18 protein-coding genes, 1 tRNA gene and 2 pseudogenes are annotated in these 23,691 nt (G+C 61.1%); 13 read left to right on the top strand and 8 right to left on the bottom strand.

The window, feature by feature from the left end; all coding sequences use genetic code 11:
- Positions 1 to 315: 315 nt before the first annotated feature.
- From BJ928_RS20770 to BJ928_RS20755, 4 genes are all read left to right on the top strand, one after another.
- On the top strand, positions 316 to 852 hold the full coding sequence (locus tag BJ928_RS20770; RefSeq protein ID WP_348628238.1) for a DsbA family protein: 537 nt from the start codon (positions 316 to 318) through the stop codon (positions 850 to 852).
- A gap of 155 nt (positions 853 to 1,007) precedes the next feature.
- On the top strand, positions 1,008 to 2,822 hold the full coding sequence (gene dsbD, locus BJ928_RS20765; RefSeq protein ID WP_047630918.1) for a protein-disulfide reductase DsbD: 1,815 nt from the start codon (positions 1,008 to 1,010) through the stop codon (positions 2,820 to 2,822).
- Positions 2,819 to 3,622, top strand: a complete 804-nt coding sequence (locus tag BJ928_RS20760; protein WP_047630919.1) for a TlpA disulfide reductase family protein — start codon at positions 2,819 to 2,821, stop codon at positions 3,620 to 3,622. The genes dsbD and BJ928_RS20760 overlap by 4 nt, the downstream gene beginning before the upstream one ends.
- Before the next feature lie 109 nt (positions 3,623 to 3,731).
- Complete coding sequence (locus BJ928_RS20755; RefSeq protein WP_047630920.1) at positions 3,732 to 4,391, top strand: L,D-transpeptidase; 660 nt, start codon at positions 3,732 to 3,734, stop codon at positions 4,389 to 4,391.
- A 167-nt stretch (positions 4,392 to 4,558) separates the two neighbouring features.
- On the opposite strand, the gene BJ928_RS20750 is transcribed toward BJ928_RS20755, so the two are convergent.
- Positions 4,559 to 5,278, bottom strand: coding sequence for a L,D-transpeptidase (locus tag BJ928_RS20750; RefSeq protein WP_047630922.1), 720 nt, complete (start codon positions 5,276 to 5,278; stop codon positions 4,559 to 4,561).
- Between the two features lie 146 nt (positions 5,279 to 5,424).
- Here BJ928_RS20750 and BJ928_RS20745 point away from each other — a divergent pair.
- A pseudogene (locus BJ928_RS20745) lies at positions 5,425 to 5,649 on the top strand (hypothetical protein); the annotation flags it as partial.
- 180 nt (positions 5,650 to 5,829) lie between these two features.
- Here the strand turns inward: BJ928_RS20745 and BJ928_RS20740 are convergent.
- Positions 5,830 to 5,914, bottom strand: a tRNA-Leu gene (locus BJ928_RS20740).
- A 341-nt stretch (positions 5,915 to 6,255) separates the two neighbouring features.
- Positions 6,256 to 7,554 carry an MFS transporter gene (locus tag BJ928_RS20735; protein WP_047630924.1) on the bottom strand — a complete coding sequence of 433 codons (1,299 nt, stop codon included), beginning with the start codon at positions 7,552 to 7,554 and terminating at the stop codon, positions 6,256 to 6,258.
- Between the two features lie 230 nt (positions 7,555 to 7,784).
- Here BJ928_RS20735 and BJ928_RS20730 point away from each other — a divergent pair, with 230 nt between their 5' ends.
- Positions 7,785 to 8,372, top strand: coding sequence for a TetR/AcrR family transcriptional regulator (locus BJ928_RS20730; RefSeq protein ID WP_047630927.1), 588 nt, complete (start codon positions 7,785 to 7,787; stop codon positions 8,370 to 8,372).
- 68 nt (positions 8,373 to 8,440) lie between these two features.
- Here the strand turns inward: BJ928_RS20730 and BJ928_RS20725 are convergent, their stop codons facing one another.
- Both BJ928_RS20725 and BJ928_RS20720 read right to left on the bottom strand, forming a co-directional pair.
- Positions 8,441 to 9,235 carry a class I SAM-dependent methyltransferase gene (locus BJ928_RS20725; RefSeq protein WP_047630929.1) on the bottom strand — a complete coding sequence of 265 codons (795 nt, stop codon included), beginning with the start codon at positions 9,233 to 9,235 and terminating at the stop codon, positions 8,441 to 8,443.
- 223 nt (positions 9,236 to 9,458) lie between these two features.
- Positions 9,459 to 10,439, bottom strand: a complete 981-nt coding sequence (locus BJ928_RS20720; RefSeq protein WP_047630932.1) for an aldo/keto reductase — start codon at positions 10,437 to 10,439, stop codon at positions 9,459 to 9,461.
- Between the two features lie 254 nt (positions 10,440 to 10,693).
- On the opposite strand from BJ928_RS20720, the gene BJ928_RS20715 reads away from it, so the two are divergent.
- Positions 10,694 to 12,340, top strand: coding sequence for an AMP-binding protein (locus tag BJ928_RS20715; protein WP_047630934.1), 1,647 nt, complete (start codon positions 10,694 to 10,696; stop codon positions 12,338 to 12,340).
- Positions 12,341 to 12,422: 82 nt separating this feature from the next.
- On the opposite strand, the pseudogene BJ928_RS20710 reads toward BJ928_RS20715, so the two are convergent.
- Together BJ928_RS20710 and BJ928_RS20705 are read right to left on the bottom strand one after the other, a co-directional pair.
- Positions 12,423 to 13,684, bottom strand: a pseudogene (locus tag BJ928_RS20710) (GNAT family N-acetyltransferase).
- Between the two features lie 2 nt (positions 13,685 to 13,686).
- Positions 13,687 to 15,102 carry a polysaccharide biosynthesis C-terminal domain-containing protein gene (locus BJ928_RS20705; RefSeq protein WP_047630936.1) on the bottom strand — a complete coding sequence of 472 codons (1,416 nt, stop codon included), beginning with the start codon at positions 15,100 to 15,102 and terminating at the stop codon, positions 13,687 to 13,689.
- Between the two features lie 250 nt (positions 15,103 to 15,352).
- Here BJ928_RS20705 and BJ928_RS20700 point away from each other — a divergent pair, with 250 nt between their 5' ends.
- On the top strand, positions 15,353 to 15,982 hold the full coding sequence (locus BJ928_RS20700; RefSeq protein ID WP_047630937.1) for a glutathione S-transferase family protein: 630 nt from the start codon (positions 15,353 to 15,355) through the stop codon (positions 15,980 to 15,982).
- 108 nt (positions 15,983 to 16,090) lie between these two features.
- Here the strand turns inward: BJ928_RS20700 and secA are convergent, their stop codons facing one another.
- Entirely contained in the window at positions 16,091 to 18,811 is a 2,721-nt protein-coding gene (gene secA / locus BJ928_RS20695) for a preprotein translocase subunit SecA (protein ID WP_047630939.1), read from the bottom strand.
- Positions 18,812 to 19,055: 244 nt separating this feature from the next.
- On the opposite strand from secA, the gene BJ928_RS20690 reads away from it, so the two are divergent.
- The 5 genes from BJ928_RS20690 (at position 19,056) to BJ928_RS20665 (ending at position 23,631) form a co-directional block, all read left to right on the top strand.
- Entirely contained in the window at positions 19,056 to 19,982 is a 927-nt protein-coding gene (locus BJ928_RS20690) for a peptidylprolyl isomerase (protein WP_047630940.1), read from the top strand.
- A 174-nt stretch (positions 19,983 to 20,156) separates the two neighbouring features.
- Positions 20,157 to 21,398, top strand: coding sequence for a bifunctional glutamate N-acetyltransferase/amino-acid acetyltransferase ArgJ (argJ, locus tag BJ928_RS20685; RefSeq protein WP_047631134.1), 1,242 nt, complete (start codon positions 20,157 to 20,159; stop codon positions 21,396 to 21,398).
- Complete coding sequence (locus tag BJ928_RS20680) at positions 21,379 to 22,188, top strand: GNAT family N-acetyltransferase (RefSeq protein ID WP_047630942.1); 810 nt, start codon at positions 21,379 to 21,381, stop codon at positions 22,186 to 22,188. Before argJ ends, BJ928_RS20680 begins: the two co-directional genes overlap by 20 nt.
- Complete coding sequence (gene mutT, locus BJ928_RS20675; protein WP_047630944.1) at positions 22,185 to 22,598, top strand: 8-oxo-dGTP diphosphatase MutT; 414 nt, start codon at positions 22,185 to 22,187, stop codon at positions 22,596 to 22,598. The genes BJ928_RS20680 and mutT overlap by 4 nt, the downstream gene beginning before the upstream one ends.
- A 715-nt stretch (positions 22,599 to 23,313) precedes the next feature.
- On the top strand, positions 23,314 to 23,631 hold the full coding sequence (locus BJ928_RS20665) for a hypothetical protein (RefSeq protein WP_047630948.1): 318 nt from the start codon (positions 23,314 to 23,316) through the stop codon (positions 23,629 to 23,631).
- The last annotated feature ends 60 nt before the right edge of the window (positions 23,632 to 23,691 follow it).

Here is a 23,691-nt window from a genome sequence, read left to right as displayed (position 1 = left end):
TTTTAAGGTATCGTTCTGTGGGTCTCGCGCGGCCACATGCTGTCACCGGCCGGCCATGCCCATGTATCCGTGCCAACTTCACTCTCTCCCGCCGAGGTGATCGCAGTCGGATATCCACCTTAAGCCAGCCTTAAGGTAGCCGTCGTGGGTCTCGCTTGCGGGGAGACGCCATCCTGCCTCCCGTACAACCGAAGGAGGTCCTGGATGCAAGTTCTGACACGTCGCGGCGCTATGATCGCTATCGGGAGTGCGGTCGTTTCCGTGCCTGCCTTGCAAAGCGTAGCCCTTGGACAATACGCCGACGTGTCCAAGGAAATGATCCTCAACGATCCGGCGGCGCCAGTTTCGGGAAATCCGCGGGGCGACCTTACGATCGTCAACTTCACTGATTACAACTGCCCTTACTGCAAAAAGGCGGCGCCCGACCTCGACCGCGTCGTCAAGGAGGACGGCAAGATCCGCCTCGTCTACAAGGATTGGCCCGTCATCAAACCAACGTCGATCGACGGCGCAATCATGGCTCTCGCGGCGAAGTACCAGGGCAAGTACGACATTGCCCATCACGCCCTGATGGCTATTCCCGCGGTCCCCAAGATAGGAATCACGAAAGAAAGAATGCGGGAAGGCCTGCAGACTGCCGGCATCGACATGCCGCGGCTGGACGCGGACGTGCAATCGAAATCCGCGGAGATCGAGACGCTGATCAAACGCAACATGGCACAGGCAGATTCTCTGGGCCTGTCGGGCACGCCGACCTATCTCATCGGTTCGTTCATGGCATCGACCCTCGACTATCAGGGCTTCAAACAGGTCGTCGCCGACGCACGCGCAAAGCAGGCCGCGGCGAAATGAATCCGCCGTCGGGTATCACCTTCCGACATGGATCCGACGAGCACCCCTTAAGCCTGCCTTAAGCTGCCGATCAGACCTCTCCCGCCGTCATCTCATTGAGCGGGAGCGTGCCATTGTCTGCGAGAACTGTCTGGTCTGTCCTTATTGCTGCCTTAATGACCGCACTCGCAGCGGTCTCCGCGATGCCGGCATCTGCCCAGGTGACATCGACGGGAGCCATGCCGCTTCCTGTCGATCAGGCGTTTCAGCTTTCCGCTTCACGGCAGGCCGACGGAAATGTCAGACTCCAGTGGACGATCGCGCCAGGCTACTACCTTTATCGGGACCAATTCGGTGTCAGGCGCGGTGCGGCCGACCTTGCGGTTCGCGAGCTGCTGGGGAATGCGCAGAGCAAGGACGACCCGACATTCGGCCCTTCCACGGTCTTCCACGATCACGTCACCGCCGTGCTTCCCCTCGACGCTTCCGCTCCCGGCCCCCTCGAGGTTCGCTATCAGGGATGCCAGGAAAACGGCATCTGCTATCCGCCAATTGTCCGGCACATCGATGCGGCGACGCTGACTGTCGCCGCCCCTGAAGAGCGAACCCCGACAGCCCTAGCGAATGAATGGACAGCGCCGAGCTCCGCAGCACCGGTGAACGGCATCACCATCGCTGCGGACGATGGTGGCATGATCGGCTCGCTGTTGAAGGACGGCGGCGTCGCGATGGTGCTGGCGAGCTTCCTGCTGTTCGGTGTGTTGCTGGCCTTCACCCCTTGCGTCTTTCCCATGTACCCGATCCTCGCGGGGGCAATCGCCCGTCAGGGTGATTCCGTCACCGCACTCAAAGGCTTCACCCTGTCGCTTGCCTATGTGGTCGCCATGGCCACCGCATTCGGTCTGCTTGGCGTCGTTGCTGCCTGGTCCGGCCAGAACCTGCAGATGGCTCTTCAGTCTCCTCTCGCGATCGGCGCCGTCTCGGTTCTGTTTGTCGTACTGGCCCTGTCCATGTTCGGCCTGTTCGAGCTGCAACTGCCATCGAGCTGGGTCGCTGTGATCGGCCGGCTCGGACAGGGAAATCGCGGTTCGCTGGCCTCGGCCGGACTGCTCGGCTTCACCTCCGCGCTGATCGTTGGCCCGTGCGTCACCGCGCCGCTTGCCGGTGCACTCATCTATATCGCCCAGACCGGCAACGTCGCGCTCGGCGCGGCATCACTTTTCGCACTTGGCCTCGGCAAGGGTATTCCGCTGATCGCCTTCGGCACGCTCGGCCCAAAGGCTTTGCCCAAGGCCGGAGCGTGGATGATTGCGGTGCGGCAGGGCTTCGGCTTCGTGTTCGTGGCGACTGCCATCTGGATGATCTCGCGCCTCATTCCTGGCGAGGCCGGTCTCGCGCTCTGGGCTCTGTTCGCCATCGGTCTGGCGGTCTGGCTCGGGGCGTTCGATTCGCTCAGTGCAGATGCCCCAGGGCGACGCCGAACCGCCAAGGCCGCCGGAATTGCAGCAGCACTCTATGGCGTCATCCTGGCCGTCGGCGCCGCGAGCGGCAGCGGTGATCCCTTTCGGCCTCTCGGCAACCTTCTCGCGCAAGCCGGCGGCGGCGCCGGGCCGATGCAGTCGTCGGCGTCGGCCTTCCGGACCGCCGGTACGGCGGCTGCGTTTCGCACGGCGACCGCAGACCGCAACGGCAAACCCAGCCTTCTCTATGTCACGGCCGATTGGTGCGTCACCTGCGCGGTCATCGATCGCACCGTCCTTCCAGACCCTGCCATCCAATCCATCATGGCGCGCTTCAACCTGATCAAGCTCGACGTCAGCAGCAACACACCCGAACAGCGGCAGATCATGGAAAGCCTTCAGGTTGTCGGCCCGCCAACCATGATCTTTGTCGATGCCAGTGGTCGCGAGACCACGGGCACACGCCTCGTCGGTGACGTGACCAAGGCCAGCCTGCAGGCCTCGGTCGACCGGATGGGCGCGCCCCGATGAACGCGGTCAGTATCGGACCACTGGTCTTTGCCTCTGACCGGTTCGCCGCCGTGCTCGGCATCCTTGCTTTCCTGCTCGTCACCACGATCCTCGCTCGTCGCGTCGAGCCTGCGATCGGCAGATGGTCGACCTGGACACTCGCCGGTGGACTGATCGCGGCCCGCCTCGGCCACGTCGCGCTGCACTGGGAGAGCTTCGCCGGCGAACCGTGGAGGGTGCTCGCAATCTGGCAGGGCGGCTTTCAGCCGGTTGCTGGTCTCATCGGTGTCGTGATCGTCAGCATTTTCTTCATCCGCTCTCTCGTGAGCGGCCTTGCGGCTGCCGGCGCGCTTGGCCTCGGACTGGTCATCTGGATCGGTGTCACGCAGCTTACCCAGGCTACTCTTGGCCAGCCCGCGCCGACCGTCGCGCTTCAGCAAATGGACGGCCCCGCGATGGCGGTGAGCGACGTCGCCGGCAAGCCCGCCGTCATCAATCTTTGGGCAAGTTGGTGCCCGCCCTGCCGGAGGGAGATGCCGCTGCTCGCCGAGGTCGCCGCAAGCCGACACGACGTCACCTTTCTCTTCGTCAACCAGGGCGAGGGATCGGAGAATATCCGCTCTTATCTCTCTTCGCAGAATCTCAAGCTCGATCGCGTGCTGCTCGACCAATCAATGCAGATCCCCCGGCATTACGGGACGATGGGGCTTCCTGTCACACTCTTCCTGAGAGCCGACGGAACACTCGCCGCCATGCACATCGGCGAAATCTCGCGCGAAGCCCTCAACGCCAATATCGAAAAACTGGCGGGTCCGACATGACGCGGGCACCGCCCGCGCGAAGCGCGGTCTTCCCGCTTTCCTTCACCGCGAATCTGAACCATCCGCTCTGCTCAACCGGCAGCGCGGACTAACGCCGCATGAGCTTTCGATGACATCTACGAACAAAAACAGCCTGGCTTCCACGTTTCTGATCAGCCTCGCTCTTGCCGGCTGCACCACCACCACGATGCCGTCTACCGCCGTTACCCGGCCTCTCGAGCAGCCGCAGGCGGCAAGCGCGAGCTACACGGCAGAAACGGACGAGAAGTTTCCCGTTCCAGAGATCGACGCCTCAGAGATCAATCCCAGAAACCTGCGCAAACAGGTGAATTATCGCACGCCCTATCCGCCGGGCACGATCGTCGTCGATACGAAGAACCGCTTCGTCTACCTCGTACAGGAGGGCGGGAAGGCGATCAGGTATGGCGTCGGGGTTGGTCGTGAAGGGCTCGAATTCACCGGCACCGCCAATATCGCCTGGAAACAGGCGTGGCCTCGGTGGACACCGACACCGGACATGATCAGGCGGGACCCGCAGAGATACGCGCGCTGGGCCGATGGAATGGAGGGCGGGCCGCAGAATCCCCTGGGTGCGCGGGCGCTCTATCTGTTCAAAAATGGCAAGGACACGCTGTTCCGCATCCACGGCACCAATGAGCCGCAGAGCATTGGTCACGCCGTCTCGTCGGGCTGCATTCGAATGATGAACCAGGACGTCATCGATCTTTATCGCCGCGTGCCGCCTGGCACCAAGGTGGTCGTGTTGTAACCACGAGAAGTCAATGCAGGAAACCGCGTGCTCCCGCGCGGCTGATCAAGCACATATTGCCACGTTCATATCCTCGCAATGCTGTACTATGGCGAGGGCCGAAGTAATTCGCATGCAACGTAGTAGGCGCTGGTCGCGACGAACGGCGTCTCTTTCATGCCAATGGACTATCCAACCGCGAGATGCGACATGGTTGGATCCGGGATAACGACAATCGGGCTGCCATCGGCGACCTCCTCATAGAGGTGGATGACGTCCTGATTGAGCAGCCGTATGCAGCCCGACGAGACGGCCTTGCCGATCGAGAAGGCCTCCGGCGTACCGTGCAATCGATAGAGCGTGTCGCGCCCGCCTTCATGGATATAGAGCGCGCGTGAGCCCAGCGGGTTGTTCAGTCCCGGGGCCATTCCGCCATTCGCGATGCTGTATGGTTCCAACTCGGGTTGACGCGCCACCATGCTGTCCGGCGGCGTCCAACGCGGCCATTTGCGCTTGTAGGCGACTATCGCCCGTCCCGACCAGGCGAAACCTTCGCGGCCGACGCCGATGCCATAACGCGTCGCACGGCCCTGCGGCTTCACGTGGTAGAGATACTTTGCAGGCGTATGGACGATCAGCGTTCCCGGTTTCTCGTCGGTGGGATAATTGACTTCCGTTCGCCAGAAGCGCTGGTCGACCTGGGAGATATTCACTGCTGGAACTGGGAACTGCTCGTCCGGCATGGCGGCGTACATCAGCGGAACCACGGGCTGCGGTTCAGCCGCCAGGACGGCCGTCCCCATCCGGACAGGCCGCTGCGTCGAAACACAGCCCGCTAGTGTAAAGGCGCTCGCGCCGAATAGAAACGCACGCCTGGCGAGCGGCTTGGGAAACGTCGTTCTATACAATTGTCTCTCTGCCTTCTGATTGACTTCGGTTCAGAAGGCCGAAAATTCATTCCCACCTTAAGCCTGGCTTAAAGGCCAAATCTCGCCGTTGCGGCCAGGCAACAGAACGCCCCGCTCATCCCTTCCGATGAAGGTGGTGATCCCAGCTGCCGCTTCACGCCGATATCCCGAACATCGACGTTGTTTGGCTCGACATTCCGGATCCGCTTGCGCCTATGGGCGGCAAGGACGTCGGCGAAATCGGTATCACCGGCGTTGCGGCGGCTATCGCCAATGCAGTCTTCAACGCGACTGGAAAGCGGGTCCGCGAGCTGCCGATCACGCCCGATAGGGGGCTTGCGGCCGAGATCGAGCGCGAGGTCCGAGCCTGAATACGTGACGAAGGTCCTGTTCGCGGCGCGGACGATAGATTTATCCGCTTCCAATCGCCACTACGCACGCGATCATGGCGCGACTGTTTGGCACCGACATCATCGCTGGCTTGCATCTTTAGCTAAGCCGAGACTTCCCCGGGGCCAGAAAGGCCGACGCAAAGTCATTGAAGGAAAATTTGGTGCGGGTGGTCGGAATCGAACCGACACTCCTTTCGGAACCGGATTTTGAATCCGGCGCGTCTACCAGTTCCACCACACCCGCACATTTGCCGCCGATTCTAGCCGACGCTCTCTGCACCTATACTGCACCTAGAGCGAAAACCAAAGATCGTCAGCCCTTTTTCCTTCCTTCATAAACCCCTGAAATCACGCCGTTTTCAACTCGTCGTGTTTTCCTGTGGATTGGTAGACAAACCACTTTTTGAGTCGAGCGCGTCTACCAATTCCGCCAATGGGGCAACGGGGTACTGACGAGGCGGCTGTCTAGCATGTGATCGGCTGATGGCGCAAGCCGGGGGCGGCAGATATTGCGAGTGTTTCCGCAGGGTTGCGGTTTGGCCCATGGCGTGGATCGGACGCCATGGGCTTTTTGACGCGAAGAGCTTAGTGCGCCATCGCCGGCCCCTTGGTCGCGGAGCCGGATTTCTGCAGCGTGAGCGCCAGGATCGCGGCGAGCAGGCAGAAGGCGCCGGCGACGAAGAAGGCGGGCAGGTAGGTGTTGAGTTCCGTGCGGGTGAGGCCGGCGCCATAGGCGGCGGTGGCAGCACCCAGCTGGTGGCCGGCAAAGACCCAGCCGAAGACCAGGCCGGCCTTTTCGCGGCCGAAGCGATCGGCGGCGATCTTGACCGTCGGCGGCACGGTGGCGATCCAGTCGAGGCCGTAGAAGACGGCGAAGATCGACAGGCCGTAGAAGGTGAAATCGCTGAAGGGCAGGTAGACCAGCGAAAGGCCGCGCAGGCCGTAATACCAGAAGAGCAGCCAGCGATTGTCGAAGCGGTCGGAAAGCCAGCCGGAGCCGATCGTGCCGAAGAAATCGAAGATGCCCATGACGGCGAGCACGCTGGCGGCTGCGACAGGCACGATGCCGAAATCGCCGCAAAGCGTGACGAAGTGCGTCTGGATGAGGCCGTTGGTCGACAGGCCGCAGATGAAGAAGGTGGCAAACAGGATCCAGAAGGTCGAGGTCGTGGATACCTCGCGCAGGATCGCGATCGGCGAGGCGAGCGCGGCCTTCAGGTTCTTGGTGGCGGCCGGCGGCGGAGTGATGTGGATCTCGCCGACCAGTGGCAGATTGACGTCCGAGGGACGGTCGCGCATCAGGAGCAGTACGACGAAGGCGGCAACGACGATCATGCCGCAGACGAAGATGACGGTCGAGCGCCAGCCATAGCGGGTCGTCAGCTCCGCCATCAGCGGCAGGAAGACGAGCTGGCCGGTCGCGGAGCTGGCGGACAGCATGCCGATGACAAGGCCGCGATGCTTGGTGAACCAGCGCGTCGAAACGGTCGCCGCCAGCACCATGGCGGTGAGGCCGGTGCCGAAGCCGACGATGATGCCCCAGCACAAAAGCAGCTGCCAGACCTTGGTCATGAAGAGGGAGCCGATGAAGCCGACGCCAATGGTGCCGAGCGCAAAGACGATGACCTTGCGCACGCCGAAATGGTTCATGAAGGCGGCGGCAAACGGCCCCATCAGGCCGAACAGGATCAGGCGCACGGCAAGTGCCGAAGAGATGGAGGAGGTGCTCCAGCCGAATTCATCCTCCAGCGGCTTGATGAGCACGCCGGGCGCGCCCATGGCGCCGGCCGTGACCAGCATGGTGAGGAAGGTGGCGCCGACGACGACCCACCCGTAATGGATGTTGCGGCGGGCAAGCGTCGTAGCAAGAGCAGTGGAAACCATGAGCTGCGTTCCGATAGGGTTGCGTGTCTTCACGTTCGGACCGTGTGGCTTGCAAAGACGCTCGATCGCGGACGGGATGTGGGCTCCGCTTCTAGCGCTCCGCCGCTCTTCCGGCTTGAACGTTTGTGTAAAGGTATTTAGATGATTGCTATCATATTTGTTGCGTATTGATGATGGTCATCATATAAATTGTCAATACAGATTTATTGAAGCTCTTATGGAGTTTTTTGATGAGAGTGAGCCGCGAAAAATTCGCCGAGAATCGCGAGAAGATCCTTGCGGTCGCAGGAGAGCTCTTCCGCGAGAAAGGTTTCGACGGCATCGGCGTCGCCGATATCATGAAGGCGGCCGGGCTGACGCATGGCGGCTTCTACGGTCACTTCGATTCGAAGGACGAACTTGCCTGCGAGGCGAGCAAGGCACTGGTGGCGCGCTCGCTGGAGCGCTGGAAGCATGTGGCGTCAAGCTCGCCCGATCAGCCGCTGGAAGCTCTGCTTGCCCATTATCTCTCGCATCGCAATGTTGTGGAGCATGCGACCGGTTGCGTCTTCGCGGCGCTGACGCAGGAAGTCAGCCGCCACGGACCGGAGATGCAGTCCACCTTCACCGGCGGCCTGATGGGGCTGGTCGAGGTGCTTGAGGAGATCGTTCCCGGCGACACGTCGGAGGACCGCCGGCGCAGGGCTTTTGCCAGCCTCTCGGCCATGGTCGGGGCTGTCATCCTGGCGCGAGCGATGGACAATGCCGAACTGTCACAGGAATTCCTGTCTGCGACCCGACAGGAGCTTTCGCCCCGACCGGAAAGTGACGAAGCCTAGCTCCAAGCGGGCAGCGCGGCCGGGTATTCGCCCGACCGCTCCGTTCCCGTCGCTTAAGCCGTGGCCTCTCAATCGCGGAAGGCGAGCAGTCCGTTCGCCTCGACGATTTCCCTGAACTTGCCGTCGGGTGCAACCGCCAGCAGCTCGGCGCGCAGAGCCGCTTCGAAATCGGCTGCCCTATCCCCCAGCGCCTGCGGCGAGGTCGACGACATCGAGAAGATGCGACCGACGATCTCCTCGATATCCCTTTCATATTCCGAGACGATGCCGATCCGTTCCAGGTTGCGGAAGGGAGAGGCAAGCAGCATGGCCTCGTGCGGTGCCCATTCCTTGCTCCTGCGCATCTGCCGTTCCGCGCTGCGCTCGGGCGAATAGGTTTCCATCAGCGGCTCCAGAATGCCGCGCCAATTCGGCTCGGCCAGAACGCCTTTATCGTGGAAGAGGACGACGGCGCCGCCAGGCTCGATCAGTCTATCAAGCGCTTCGAGCGTTGCCGGCCTGTCCATCCAGTGGAAGGAGCGACCCATGATGCAGAGGTGCAGCTTGCCGAGATCAGGTCCGAGATCGTAGGAGGAGCCCTGGCGAATATTGATGCTGACACCTGCCGCTTTCGCACCGGCCTCGACCTCGGCAAGCATTTCTGGCTCCGGGTCCATGGCGGTGACGGCCGCACCTTGCAGCCGCGCGAAGGCGATGCCGAGCTGGCCGGGGCCGCAGCCGAGATCAAGCACATGAACGCCTGATTTCAAACCGCTGCGTTCGGCCACACGGGCAATCAGCCTGTCCGGGTAGGGGATGCGATAGCGCAGGTAATAGGCCGCGGTCGATTGAAAGCGCCGCGCTTCGAAGGGAACTGTGATCATGGAGTGTCATCCTCGAGAGTAAGGAACCATGACCTGTTAAGCCTCAACTGTGACCGGTTCGTGAAGTCACTTTTGCGCGATTTGCGGCTCTGCCATTCACCTACAACGGGCTATGGAATTCGGTAACTCCCTCTTCCCGCAAGCGGGGAGAGGGCTGGGGTGAGGGGCCAGGCAGGCAAGCGCAGCGTCATCAGCCTTGCCTGACCAGCCCGAAAATCCTCGGTCACTTGAACCCGGCAATCCCATGCGGGACATAGGGGCTCTCCAGCGCCGTGATTTCCTCTGGTGTCAGCTTGACCTCCAGCGATGCGACGGCGTCGGCGATGTGGCCGGGCTTGGAGGCGCCGACGATCGGCGCGGTGACGGCGCTCTTCTGCAGAATCCAGGCGGTCGCCACCTGCGCACGCGCAATGCCGCGCTTCTTGGCGATGGCGCCGACGGCATCGACGATCTTGCGGTCGGCCTCAAGCGCTTGGGTATAGAGGGTCTTGCCGAATTCGTCGGACTGCGAACGGGCCGTGGTCTCGTCCCAGTCGCGGGTCAGGCGACCGCGGGCGAGCGGGCTCCACGGGATGACGGCGATCTTCTGATCCTCGCAGAAAGGCAGCATCTCGCGCTCTTCTTCGCGGTAGAGCAGGTTCAGGTGATCCTGCATGCTGACGAATTCGGTCCAGACATTGAGGCGGGAGGTGTAGATCGCCTTGGCGAATTGCCAGGCGTACATGGAAGAGGCGCCGATATAGCGGGCCTTGCCGGCCTTGACGACATCATGCAGCGCTTCCAGCGTCTCCTCGATCGGCGTCGTATAGTCCCAGCGATGGATCTGGTAGAGATCGACATAGTCGGTGCCGAGGCGGCGCAGGCTGTTGTCGATCTCGTCGAAGATCGCCTTGCGCGAGAGGCCGGCGCCGTTCGGGCCGGGGCGCATGCGGTTGAAGACCTTGGTGGCGAGCACGATATCGTCGCGGCGGGCGAAATCCTTGATGGCGCGGCCGACGATTTCCTCCGATGAGCCGTTGGAATAGGTGTTGGCGGTATCGAGGAAATTGATGCCGGCCTCGATCGCCTGCCGCAGCAGCGGGCGGGCGCCCTCTTCGTTGACAGACCAGGCGTGCGTGCCCCTGTTGGGATCACCATAGGTCATGCAGCCCAGGCAGATGCGTGAGACTTCAAGACCGGTCCTGCCGAGCTTTACGTATTCCATCGAGATTCTCCGTCCATTCGATTATTCGGCACAAGGAGGCCCGCCGCCGGAAGAGCAGTGAGATGGGTGCGTCGCGAAAAGCAGATCGGCGAGCAAGGTTGCAGCCGGTCGACGCATCAATTCGGGTAGAGCTTCGAAGTATTCTTCAATAAATAAGGCAATTTGCGCGCGGGGGAAGACGGCAATTTCAAATGTTTCCTTGAACCTCAAGGGCGACAGGTGTTAGCTGCACCGCACCATTTTTGGAATTCTGCATGAAATTGCCCCCGCATGATACTTATGAAGCCCTCTATCGCGACTTTCGCTGGGAGATTCCGGCGAAATTCAACATGGGACATGCTGTCTGCGATGCCTGGGCCGAGCGCGAGCCGGATCGGATCTGCCTCCAGCATTTCAATCCTGACGGCAATCACTTTTTCATGACCTATGGCGAGTTGCGGGATCGTTCCGCCTCCTTCGCCAATGCGCTCGTTGCGCTTGGGGTGCGGGCTGGAGATCGCGTGGCGCTGCTCCTGCCACAAAGTTTTGAAACCGTCGTGGCGCATGTGGCGATCTACAAGATGGGGGCGATCGCCCTGCCGCTGGCATTGCTTTTCGGTGCCGAGGCTTTGGAATATCGGCTGAAGGCTTCAGGTGCATCGGCAATCGTGACGAATCGCTTCGGCCTGGAGCGCCTGCATCCGATCCGGGACCAGTTGCCCGAGCTGGCGCAGGTGATCAGCATCGATGGCGCGGAAGACGGGGTTGCCGGCTTTGCCGATCTCATAGCGAGATACCCGTCACTGTTCGAAGTAGCCGATACCGGTCCGGACGATCCGGCCCTGATGATCTTCACGTCGGGCACGACCGGGCCGCCGAAGGGGGCGCTGCATGGTCATCGCGTCCTGCCGGGGCATATTCCGGGCATGCAGTTCGCCCATGAGGGCTTTCCGAAGGCCGGCGACCGGCTCTGGACGCCATCGGACTGGGCCTGGGCCGGCGGCCTGTTGAATGCGCTTCTACCGAGCCTGATGCTTGGCGTTCCCGTCGTCTCTTCTCCCGCGCAGAAATTCGATCCGCACATGGCTTTCCGCATTATGGCCGAGATGGGGGTGCGCAATGCCTTCATCCCGCCGACGGCGCTGCGATTGCTGAAGGCCGTGGACAATCCGCGCGCCCAATACGATCTCAAGCTGCGCACCATCGGTTCGGCCGGCGAGGCGCTCGGCCGCGAAACCTTCGAATGGGCGCGCTCGGCGCTCGGCGTCAGCGTCAACGAGTTCTTCGGCCAGACGGAGTGCAATTTCGTTCTTTCCTCCAGCGAGGCCTTCGGCGTCAGCCATGGCGGGGCGACCGGCAAGGCAGCACCCGGCCATCGTGTCGCCATCGTCGATGCCGAGGGCGTCGAAGTTCCGATCGGGGAGAGCGGGCAGATCGCGATCAAGCGGCCCGATCCGGTGATGTTTCTCGGCTACTGGCAAAACGAGAAGGCGACGGAAGCCAAATTCGCCAATGACTGGCTGCTGACCGGGGATATCGGCCGGCAGGATGCCGATGGCTATATTTCCTTCGTCGGCCGCGACGACGATGTCATCACCTCGTCCGGCTATCGCATCGGCCCAAGCGAAATCGAGGATTGCCTTGGCGGCCATCCCGCCGTGCAGTTGGCCGCAGCAGTGGGGAAACCGGATTCGGTGCGGACGGAAATCGTCAAGGCCTATGTCGTGCTCGTGCCCGGCCGTGAGCCGAGCGAGGCGCTTGCGGCGGAAATCCGCGAATGGGTGAAGACCCGGCTTTCCATGCACGAATACCCGCGCGAGATCGAATTCGTCGACGCCCTGCCGCTGACCACCTCGGGCAAGGTGATCCGCCGCCTGCTGCGCGAGCGGGCCATCGCCGAAGATAGAGCATTTCCATCCTAAACGAAGTCACGAAAATGCTCTATCTCTTTGTTTTCACGCAATTCCGGACGCAGAACCGCTGCGCACCTCTGCTGGATTTGCTTTAGCGCTTCGTGAGCGACAGGATCTTTTCACGCAGCAGCTTCGCCATGTTGCGGGTGCTGCGATACATGTGCAGCTGCGTGGTCACCTGACGCACGTCGCGGTCGCCGTTCGGCGTCAGGCCGATGATGAGCGTGCCCATATCCTCGCGCTCATGCCAGAAGCGGCTCATGATCGGATGATCCGGCACCGCGCATGAATCGGAGCGGACGACGTTGGCGTCGTCGAGATGCCACTCCGTCAATTCGCCCATCAGCAGCTTGCCCGGCGAATAGCGGGCATAGGCCTCGTCATAGGCGGTCTTCCACGTATAGGCTTCGCCGCCCATGATCAGCACGATCATCGAGGCGATGGCCTTGCCGTTGATATCGATGGAATGGATGCGCACGGCGTCGATGGCCGCAAGGTTGGAAATCGCCTCGCGGGCGAAGGCGGCATGGTGACGGTCGCCGAGCGCTTCTTGCCCTTCCAGCCGCTTGCTTCAAGCGCCAGGAATTCTTCCATGCGCATATGAATGTCGCGAGGCTGACGCGCGACGCTGTAGGTGACTTCGCCCTGGCTTTCCAGCAGGCGCCATTGCCGGCGCATTTCGCGCAAATGGCTGTTGGAGATCGTCCGCTTCAGATAGGCGAGCGCATCATCATTGCTCTGAAGCATCGGACGCTGGAACGGGTTGGCGACGGCGATCGGCAGGTTCCGGCCGATGGCGATGACCTTGGCCATCTGAACGAAGCGTCCGTTGAGGCGCACGTCCGGCAGCACGAGCGTCGTCGGCAGGCGCAGCTCCGGCCGAGAAAGGGCGTCGAAGAGGTTGTCGAGCGTTTCGCCGGCATCCTCGGCGTCGAGCAGGGGCGTACCGAGCGGGCCGAAGGAATTCGACCAGACGCGGATGATCGAGGGACCAATTGCGAAGCCCGGCTTGTCGACGGTGAAGGGCATCAACAGGCGGATACGGCTGCGCGTGCTGCTGATGTCGCGCATCAGCGCCAGACGCACCTGCCGATCTTCGAGGCGAGGCATGGCGGGCGCCAGGAAGCGGCCGGAGAAGAAGACGTTCGGCTCCATGGCGCGATTGGACAAGAAGTCCAGCTCGTCCTGCAGCTCGTAGCCGAGCTTGCCGGGATAGAGGCAGAATTCGCGGCCGGCGCGACCGACCTCGACCCTTGCTTCGGCTTTGGGCGTTTCGAAGTGCAGCGCCGCGAGCGTATGGGTCAGGGCGTTCACCTGGCTGTCGGTGGTTTCGGTGTAGGGGGGACGTGCCATGATCAGAGAGCCCTCGTTACCGATGGCGCCGTCGGGCGGCGCATAAGGGCGAATAGGGTAATGCCGAGCGAGCGGCGGACGGCGATGTGCAGGAGCAGAGCCTCGATCATCATGGCGGTCGCGCCGGCAATGGCTGCCCCTTCGATGCCGAGATGCGGAATGAGGACGATGTTCAGGCCGACATTGGCGACGAGGGCCGCAGCATAGAGATAAACGCAGAGCATCTGTTTGTCGGCCATGGTCAGGAGCACTTCGGCGGGGCCGACCAGCGCTCTTGCGAGAATGCCGGCAAGCAGGATCGCCATTACGATCTGGCCTTCAGTGAAGGCGGCGCCGAAGAGCGAGAGCAGGAGTTGCCCGGCCGCCAGCACCAGGAGGCCGACGGCAAGCGCCGGAAAGAAGGACCAGCGCGTTGCTTCGGTTGCAAAGGCCGCGAGCTTACTGCGATCGCCTTCGGCGAGGATGGCGGCAAAGCGCGGCCCGATCGCTGCCCTCACGGCGAAGGAAACGAAGAGCACCAAGGCCATCGTCTTGGCGGCGGCGAAATAGACGGCGACCTCATCGGGATCAAGGAAAAGGCCGACGACGATGACGTCCGAGTTGGTGAGCAGGTAACCGACGCCTTCCACCAGGAAGATCGGCAGGGCGACAGCCGTCCAGGCGCTGAATTCCATGGCCTTCGGGCCGCTTGGATAATGGCGGCGCAGGCGGAGCGTCACCGCGAGATATTGCAGCAGGACACTGGTGAAGGCGCCGGCGAGCGCCGCGGCCATGGCGGTGACGGCATCACGTGGCGCGCCAGCGAAGATCGCAGCCACCATGAAGAGCAGTATCAACGTCGGGCGGATGAGGAAGGTCGGGCTCAAGGCCATGATCGGCCAGTGCTTGGCACGAGCCGTCCCGTCGAGAACGTCGCCAAGGGCGATCATCGGCACGGCAATCAGGCCGAGGAAAATCGGCACGACATAATAGTGCTCGACCATGCCGCGCAATGCGAAAAGCAGCAGCGCCCCGATCAGCGCCAGCGTGCCCGAGACGGCAACCACGAACAGGCGCGCGGTGGCGTTCAAGCCGCGAATGGCATCATGATTGCCGCTGGCGTCGTACTGCGGCAGAAAGCGGATGATGGCGGTCGGGAAGCCAAGGCAGGCGAGATTGCCGAACAGGATCATCAGCACCCAGACGAAGACGAAGACGCCGTATTCGAACCGGCCCATCAGGCGGGCGAGGATGATCTGCGAGAGAAAGGCGAGAGCAGCGCCTGCGACACGGATCGTGAAGGCCGTAAGTGCCATGCGCTGCGAGGCGGCTTTTTCATCCTGACCGGTAAGAAGGGTGGCGACCTTGCGCAGATACGGCGATAGAGCGGCCCGCAATGCGGACGGCAACATTCTTTCCGCTGTTTGAAAGACCGCCATGATCGATACGCAATACTTTTAAGTATGATCCCAAACTCACGATAGTCTTGGCAGAGGAGAGTTAAGAATCGGTTCTTTCAATACATAAAAGTCACATTTGAGATGCGGCAGGTTGTCTATCGACTTGGGTATAAGCAACCGTTGGGTGCGATAAGTCGATGGCTGCTCCAGGGACGAAATCGGCGCAGGAAACGGGTGGCGGGGCCTGCAGCCACGATGCAGATTAGGTGAACTGCCGGAGGAGGGTTCCATGCTCACGCTTTACGACTATTTGCCGTCGCAGAACGGCTGGAAGGCCCGGGTTCTGTTCGGGTTGCTTGATATTCCCTACCAGACCCGCCTGGTGTCGATCTTCGAAGGCGAGGGGCGCACGGATGCCTTCCTCGAGCTCAATCCGGCAGGCGGCATCCCCGTGCTCGAGCTTGAGGATGGGCGAACGATCGCTGAATCCAACGCGATCCTCACCTATATCGCTGAAGGCACGCGGTTCCTTCCGGGAGATCGCTATCTGCACGCCAAGGTCATGCAATGGCTCTTCTTCGAGCAGTATCATGTCGAGCCGGTTATCGGCACGCTGCGCTTCTGGACGCTGACGGGGCGGCTTGAGCTCAATGCCGCCATGACCGAAGCCAAGCGCACGGCCGGACTTCGAGCGCTTGCCGCGATGGAGCGTGGGCTGAAGGACATGCCGTTTCTGGTCGGCGGGGAGTTTTCGATCGCGGATATAGCCGTTTACGCCTATGCCCACAGAGCGGCGGATTGCGGCTTTGCGCTTGCCGATTACCCGGCGCTCACCGCCTGGTTCGATCGGGCGCTCGATATCATCGGGCCGGGCCATCCGATCCATCTCTACAGCGAAGATCCGCATACCGCCGTTTGAGCGTGTCCGGAGTTTGCATGTTTGCCCGCGGCAGGCACCATTCCAGGATTTTCCATAAAAAATGCCGCCCGAGGGCGGCATTCTGTTCAGTGCGATCGGTTGCTAGGCTTAGACGACTTCGCTGCTTTCGAAGGCGCCGTGGCAGTGCTTGTACTTCTTGCCGGAGCCGCAGGGGCAGGCCTCATTGCGGCCGATGCGGCCCCAGGTAGCCGGGTTGCGCGGGTCGCGATTCTCGGGCGATACGAAGCTTTCGTTCGCGATCGCGAGCGGCGCAAATTCGTCTTCGCCCGTTGTTGCGTCGATATGGCGAGCCTGCATCGGCGGCGTTTCCGGCTCGGCCGGCTGCTGCACGAGTTCGACACGCGAAAGCTGGGCTGTCACGGCCTGGCGAAGATTGTTCAGCAGCGACTGGAACAGCTCGAAAGCCTCGGCCTTGTATTCCTGCAGCGGATCGCGCTGCGCGTAGCCGCGGAAGCCGATAACCGAGCGCAGGTGGTCGAGGTTGACGATGTGCTCGCGCCAAAGATTGTCCAGCGTCTGCAGGACGATAGAGCGCTCGACATAGGTCATGATCTCGGGGCCGAAGCGCTCGGCCTTCTCGGCTGCGGCCTTTTCGGCCGCTTCCATCAGGCGGGCGCGGATGTCGTCTTCAGCGATGCCTTCTTCCTTGACCCAGTCATGCACGGGCATGTCGAGATCGAAGAAGTTGGCGACACCGGTCTTCAGGCCATCGGCATCCCATTGCTCGGCATAGGCCCGCTCGGGAATATGTCTGGCGACGAGGTCTTCGATGACGTCGTGGCGCATGTCGCCGACGAATTCGGAAAGGTCCTTCGATTCCATCAGCTCGACGCGCTGGTCGAAAATGACCTTGCGCTGATCGTTCAGCACGTCGTCATATTTCAGAACGTTCTTGCGGATGTCGAAGTTGCGAGCCTCGACCTTCTTCTGGGCGCGCTCGACTGCCTTGTTGATCCAGGGATGGACGATGGCTTCGCCCTCCTTGAGACCCAGCTTCTGCAGCATGCCGTCCATGCGGTCGGAGCCGAAGATGCGCATCAGGTCGTCCTGGAGCGACAGGTAGAATTTAGAGCGGCCCGGGTCGCCCTGGCGGCCGGAACGGCCACGCAGCTGGTTATCGATACGGCGGCTTTCATGGCGCTCGGAGGCGATGACGTAGAGACCGCCGGCCGCGATCGATTGCTGCTTGAGTTCCTTGATCTCCTCGGCGATGCGGGCAATGGCCGCGTCGCGCTCCGGACCGGGCTCCATTTCGTGCAGGTCACGCTCGACCCGCATTTCCAGATTGCCGCCGAGCTGGATGTCGGTGCCGCGGCCGGCCATGTTGGTGGCGATCGTTACCGCGCCGGGCACGCCGGCCTGAGCGACGATATAGGCTTCCTGTTCATGGTAACGGGCGTTCAGAACCTGGAAATTGGTGAAGCCCCGCTTGCGCATGAGATCGGCGAGAAGTTCCGACTTCTCGATCGACGTCGTGCCGACCAGCACAGGCTGGCCGCGCTTGTGCGCGTCGAGGATCTCGCTGATGATGGCGTTATACTTCTCGGCATGCGTACGATAGACCTCGTCGTCCTCGTCGACACGCTGGATCGGCAGGTTGGTCGGCACCTCGATCACGTCGAGGCCGTAGATGTTGCCGAATTCCTCCGCTTCCGTCGAAGCCGTACCGGTCATGCCGGCCAGCTTCTCGTACATGCGGAAATAGTTCTGGAAGGTGATCTGCGCCAGCGTCTGGTTTTCCGGCTGGATCTGTACCCGTTCCTTGGCTTCCAGCGCCTGGTGCTGACCATCCGAATAGCGGCGGCCCGGCATCATGCGGCCGGTGAATTCGTCGATGATGACGACTTCGTCGTTGCGGACGATATAGTCCTTGTCGCGCTGGAAGAGCTTGTGGGCCTTCAGCGCGTTGTTGATGTGATGAACAATCGCGACGTTTTCGACGTCGTAGAGCGATTCACCCTTCAACAATCCGGCTTCGTTCAGCATGTTTTCCAGCTTCTCGGTGCCTTCTTCGGAGAAGTTGGCCGAGCGCTGCTTTTCATCGATTTCGTAGTCTTCCTTCGCCAGTCGGGGAATGAAGGCGTCGATGGTGATGTAGAGATCGGAGCGGTCGTCGAGCGGACCGGAGATGATCAGCGGCGTGCGGGCTTCGTCGACCAGGATCGAGTCCACTTCGTCGACGATCGCGAAGCTATGGCCGCGCTGAACCATCTGGGCGCGCTCGTACTTCATATTGTCGCGCAGATAGTCGAAGCCGAGCTCGTTGTTGGTGGCGTAGGTGATGTCGCAGGCATAAGCGTCATGCCGCTGCTCATCCGACAGGCCGTGGACGATGACGCCCGTCGTCAAACCGAGGAAGCTGTACAGGCGGCCCATGGTGCCGCTGTCGCGCTGCGCCAGGTAATCGTTGACGGTGACGACATGCACGCCCTTGCCGGCGAGCGCGTTGAGGTAGACCGGCAACGTCGCGACGAGGGTCTTACCTTCACCGGTCTTCATTTCGGCGATGGCGTTGGAATGAAGGATCATGCCGCCGATGAGCTGCACGTCAAAAGGTCGCATGCCGAGAACGCGCCGCGAGGCTTCGCGGGCGACGGCGAAGGCCGGTACAAGGAGATCGTCGAGCGTCTTGCCATCCGCGAGCTGCTGGCGGAACTCAACCGTCTTGGCGGCCAGAGCTTCATCGGACAGCGCGCGCATCTGCTGCTCGAGCGCATTGATTGCGGCTACTTGCGGCTGGAACGATTTGACCCGGCGGTCGTTGGACGAGCCGAACAACTTGCGGGCAATTCCACCTAGGCTGACCATGTGACTGGTCCTTTCTGAGATTTCATCCTGCCGTTTCCTGCTTTATCCAATCCCAAAAAAACGGGAGTATAGCACAAAACGGCCGGAAACTGTTCTGGACGCGAGGTTGCGTGACAGATAAGAGGGGGGTCGATTGATGTCAACGGGATTTGGCCGATACAGAAAGGCCACATTCTCCTGCTGAAGGCTTTTTCACGCCGGATTCACGTCTTCGAGCCGGTCGAGACCACCGAAGGGTTATTTTATGTTGAAGTACAACAAACTTGCTGCTGCGGTTGCTTTCGCAACAATCGTTACCTTCCAGGCTCCGGTCTTCGCGGCCGATGCCAAGGACCCCGTAGTCGCCAAGGTCGGCGATGTCGAAATCCATCAGTCCGAACTCGATCTGGCAATTGCCAATCTCGATCCGCAACTCGGCCAGCTTCCGGACGACCAGAAGAAGGTCGCAGCGCTTTCCGCTTCGATCGACGTTAAGCTGCTGTCGCAGAAGGCTGCTGCCGAGAAGCTCGACCAGACGCCGGACTTCCAGGCCCACATGGCCTATCTGCGTGACCGCGAGCTGCACAATGCCTACTTCAAGGCTCACGTCGCCGACTCCATCAAGGATGATGAAGTCAAGGCTCGCTACGACAAGGAAGTCGCAGCACTGCCGAAGCAGGAAGAAGTTCATGCTCGCCACATCCTCGTAAAGACCGAGGATGAAGCCAAGGCGATCATCAAGGAACTCGACGCCGGCAAGGATTTCGCCGAACTCGCCAAGGAAAAGTCCACCGACCCGAACAAGGCTGACGGCGGCGATCTCGGCTATTTCGGCCATGGCCGTATGGTCAAGGAATTCGAAGACGCAGCTTTCGCTCTTCCTGTGGGAACCTACACGAAGACCCCGGTCAAGACCGATTTCGGCTGGCACGTCATCAAGGTCGAAGACAAGCGCAACGCACCTCCTCCGCCGTTCGACCAGGTCAAGGATCAGGTTCGTCAGCTCGTCATGCGCGACAAGTATCTTGAACTCCTGAACAAGGCCAAGACGGACACCAAGGTCGTCATCAACGATCCGGCGCTCAGCAAGGCCTATGACGATGCACAGAAGCAGCAGGACGCGGCACCGGCCGATGACGCCGTTGCTCCTGCCGATGGTGCGACAGCGCCCGACGCGCAGCCGCAGCAGTAATTGAAAGCAGTCAAGCAAATCAGGGCCCGGGTTTTCCGGGCCCTTTACTGGAGCCGGATGATTTTAGGTCGACACGACCTAAAATCTGAATCCGCTCCAGAATTAGAAGCAGAGCATGATGTGATCCGAAAACCGCCTACACTTTTCGGCACCATGCGCGTCTAGGTGGGTCTCATGTCCGGTTCCGTTTCTCCGCTCGCTCCCAAAACCTTTACTGCCATGCCCGCCCTTCGCGGCGTGCGCATGACCACGGCGTCCGCCGGCATCAAGTACAAGAACCGCACCGACGTCCTGTTGATGGTTTTCGACAAGCCCGCAGCTGTGGCCGGCGTGTTCACCCGTTCGAAGTGCCCCTCGGCTCCCGTGGATTTCTGCCGGCAGAATCTGGCGCATGGCAGCGCCCGCGCCGTCGTCGTCAATTCCGGTAATGCCAATGCCTTCACCGGTCTGAAGGGCCGGCAGGCGACGGAACTCACCGCCAAGTCCGCCGCTGCCGCTGTCGGTTGCGGTGAAAACGAGGTTTATCTCGCCTCCACCGGTGTCATCGGCGAGCCGCTCGACGCCACCAAGTTTGCCGGCGTGCTCGACACGATGGCCAAGGATGCGGTCAGCGATTTCTGGTTCGAGGCCGCCAAGGCCATCATGACTACGGATACCTATCCGAAGGTCGCGACCCGTACCGCCGAGATCGGTGGCGTCAAGGTGACCATCAACGGTATCGCCAAGGGTGCCGGCATGATCGCGCCCGACATGGCGACGATGCTTTCCTTCGTCGTCACGGATGCCGATATCTCATCTGCAGCGCTGCAGTCGCTTCTGTCCGACGGCGTCGGCCCGAGCTTCAATTCCATGACCGTCGACAGCGATACCTCGACCTCGGACACGCTGATGCTGTTTGCCACGGGCGCCGCCGCGGCTGATGGGCAGGCGCATATCGACCGCGCCGACGATCCGAAGCTGGCCGGCTTCCGCGCAGCACTCAACGAGCTGTTGAAGGATCTCGCCATTCAAGTCGTTCGCGACGGCGAAGGCGCGACTAAGATGCTCGAAATCACCGTGACCGGCGCCGAAAGCGATGCCGCCGCCAAGCGCATCGCGTTGTCGATCGCCAATTCGCCGCTGGTCAAGACCGCCGCTGCCGGCGAAGACGCCAATTGGGGTCGTGTCGTCATGGCTGTCGGAAAGGCCGGCGAGATGGCGGATCGCGACAAGCTCGCCATCTGGTTCGGCGATGTCCGCGTTGCCGTCAACGGCGAGCGCGACGCTTCCTATTCGGAGGAAGCCGCCTCGAATGTCATGAAGCAGCAGGATATTCCCGTGAAGGTCGATCTCGGCCTCGGCAATGGTCGTGCAACGGTCTGGACCTGCGACCTCACCAAGGAATATGTTGCCATCAATGGCGACTACCGGAGCTGATATCCAACTGATGCATGCGCAGTCCACGATAAACAAGCTGCCCCTGGTGCGCAGGCTCGAGGCCGTTGGCTTTCGGGCATGGCCTGCGTCGTCCGTGCAGTATGATGGCAGCTGGCAGATCCGGCTGACGGCGGGCCATCCGTCGAAGCGGCTGAATTCCGTCGTGCCACTTGATCCTTCCGATCATCGCGATCTCGAGATACGGCTGACGAAGGCGCAGCGTAAGTTCGAGGCCTATGGCAGGCCGATGGTGGTGCGCGAGACGCCGCTCGCCTCGCCGAAGCTTATCGATCTGCTGCGAGAGCGCGGCTGGAGGTGCTTCGACGAAACCATCGTCATGACTGCCGATCTCGTCGATCTCGAATTGCCCGATATGCTGGATCATCTGCCGAGCCACGATGTCGGCCGGTTTGTCGACGCCAGCCTCGTCGTCGACGAGGCTGATCCGGCGCTGAAGCCGGCGCTGGCCGAGGTGGTGAGCGGCATCAAGCCGCCATCGGGTCTCTTCGTCATCGAGGACATGGAAGCCGGTCCCCTGGCAACGACGCTTTGCGTGCAGGACAACGATCTTGCCGGCATCATGTCGGTCGCCGTCTCGCCGCAGCATCGGCGCAAGGGCTTGGGTGCTGAAATCCTGACTTCCGCCTTGCGCTGGGCCCGGATGCGTAGCGCCAAGACCGCCTGGCTTCAGGTGAGTGCCGACAACGCGCCGGCTCTGACGCTCTATGCTCGTTTCGGTTTCCGCGAGGCCTATCGTTATTGTTATTGGCAACCATCGGGGGCTGCATGAGCGACACTGGCCGCAAGATCGTACTCGTCGCCGCCTGTGCCCTGATCGATACGGATGGTCGTATTCTGCTGGCGCAGCGTCCCGAGGGGAAATCGCTCGCCGGTCTCTGGGAATTTCCCGGCGGCAAGGTGGAGGCCGGCGAGACGCCGGAGGAGACGCTGGTGCGCGAACTTCAGGAAGAACTCGGCATTCAGACGAAAATTGCCTGTCTGGCGCCGCTAACTTTCGCCAGCCACACCTACGAAACCTTCCATCTGCTGATGCCGCTCTATATCTGCCGGCGTTATGAAGGAATCCCGCATGGCCGGGAAGGGCAGGCGATCAAATGGGTGCGGCCGCAGGTCCTGCGCGACTATCCGATGCCGCCGGCCGATGAGCCGCTGATCCCGTTCCTGCAGGATTTGCTTTAAGGTCAGACATCCTTAAAGCGGAATTTCGACTTCTCAAGTTGATCGAGGCTGTTTGCTGTCGGATCTCTGCCGTTTGGGTCCGCTTTCGATGCTCTCCGCAGCAACTCCGTCAGCATTTCCGATTGTCTGGCTGAATTCCGGCGAATTGCTTCCAGATGCTCGAGCATCAATCCAAAGGCAAAAATTCCGGCGCCGCAAAATGCGTATGAGAGGGCTATGATCAGCCCTGGGACAAAGCCGCCAATGCCTCCAGCAACAAGCACCGAGATGCCTGCCAGGATCGCGAGGGCTATTACGACGCCGCCGACGGCTTTAAACAGTCCCGCCACGTATTAGCTTTCGCAACTTTAAATGGTAATATTTACCTTATGCGTCGCATTGCTACGAGCAATCGCCAATATCAATCTATTGGTGCTTTTTTATTTGCATATACCGGTGCGTGCTATTGCTGAAGATATTTGTCGTCCGCCGATGCGCAGGATCTCTTTTAGATCTGTCGAGTGTACGCTCAGCGCGTAACAGGGCGGTGCATGGCAAATATGGTTAACGAAAATTAGCCATTTGATATCAAGTCTGTAGCTCGAATCGACTACTGTCCCAGAATTTTACGTCTCATTAATTTGCATGTGGATATTAAGGGATCGTTTATGACCTTCTGGCATTCAATGCACTCAATCAAGCGGGTTGTTGGGTGCGTTAAAGAAGGCTTGACATAATGGACGACGATTTCTGGAAAGCTGTTCAAGAGAAAGAGCAGTCCTATTCCACGTCGCGCAGGACGGGCGCGTTGAATATCGCCTTGCTGTTCGGTACGGCGGCGGTTGCGCTTTCGCTTATTCTCACGCCAATGCTCTCCGACAAGTCGAAGTCGCGCGTGCTTGCAAGCGCACCGGACATCGACAATATTACCACCGGTTCGATCCCGCAAACCGAAAACGGCAAGCGTTATACGATCCGCCGCAGCGTGTTGCAGCAAGAGCCGGGCTCGGTCTGCATCGTTCAGGGATATGGCACCGACAGCGGCTGCCAATAGTGCATGAGCATAGTCTGCCGGATGCCATGACGAGCATCGGAAACATCAGTTGTCCAATGC

The organism is Rhizobium sp. WW_1 (assembly GCF_003610155.1).
Lineage (GTDB): Bacteria > Pseudomonadota > Alphaproteobacteria > Rhizobiales > Rhizobiaceae > Rhizobium > Rhizobium tropici_A.
Note: the sequence above shows the minus strand (reverse complement) of the source record. Positions and strands in the feature narration are given on the sequence as shown.